Annotated in this window: 1 protein-coding gene; it reads right to left on the reverse strand. The window is 55.6% G+C overall.

The window, feature by feature from the left end:
* Nucleotides 1–236: 236 nt before the first annotated feature.
* The coding region (locus ADADOO_RS00450) for a transporter associated domain-containing protein (protein WP_511274194.1) at nt 237–1,100 on the reverse strand (864 nt) is incomplete at its 5' end.

Below are 1,100 nucleotides of genomic sequence, written 5' to 3' on the forward strand. Positions count from 1 at the left end.
GCGCCTGCTTTCTGGCTGATGATGATCTGCTCAATCAGCGATGTCTTGCTGTTGTGAGCTTGGGCCAGCAATTGTTCTGCCTCAGCCTCCTTGAGTTGCCCGGCCTGTACAAGCGCTCGTGCCAGGCCACCGAGTGGAGGATTTTGAGGTGTTGCCGCCATTGATCAATATGAAATGCTGATTAGATCGCTTGATGATGCTACGCAGGCGCCCGTTTGTAAAGAAGAGGTCGAGGGTTAGGTACTTTCAGGCCGAAAGATGCGGACGGTGACGACACTCCTGTCCTGGGTCTGGAGAATTTCAACGGCTACGCCGGCCAGTTTTATGCTCGTGCCCGACTCTGGGATGTCCTGAAAATGTTCGAGAATCAAGCCATTTAGTGTTTTGGGTCCGCTTACTGGGAAATTCAGGTCCAGCGTCCGGTTGAGATCGCGCAAGGCGCGGGATCCTTCAACGATGGCATCGCCGGCGGCTGACCAGCCGAGTTCGTGGCTGAGGCCGGGTAAGGAGGTGGTGAAATCACCGACGAATTCTTCAATGATGTCCTCCAGTGTTAGAAGACCGAGGATTTCGCCGTATTCGTCCACAACGAAGCCGATTCGCTGGCGATTCTCCTGGAAAAAGGCGAGTTGCGAAAATACTGGCGTGCCGGGCGCGATGTAATACGGCGGCTGCAACTGTTCCAGCAGGGCAGCTTCGTCAAAGTCCGGGTCGCCAAGGTTGGTTAGCAGGCGGCGTACTGGCAGTACGCCGATTAATTGGTCGAGCGATTCACGGCAGACTGGAAGTCGGCTGTGATGGCTGGTAGCGAGTTGGGCGCGTGCCTCATTCCATTCTTGGTCAAGGTCAAGTATTTCGATGCTGCCACGAGGCGTCATGACGTCTTCGACGGTAATGTTGTTGAGTTCAAACAGGCTTGAAAGAATTGCGTGGTGCTTCTGGGGCATCAGGTGTGAAGACTCGAGCACCAGGCTGCGCAGCTCTTCAGGCGATAGCCGGGCAGGGCCGTCGGCACTTTTGGGTGTCAGGCAAAAAAGTCGAAGCAGGCCACTGGCGAAGAGGTTGATGAACCAGACCGCGGGGTAAAAGAGCCGGAGCAG

The organism is Azonexus sp. (assembly GCF_036170495.1).
GTDB lineage: Bacteria > Pseudomonadota > Gammaproteobacteria > Burkholderiales > Rhodocyclaceae > Azonexus.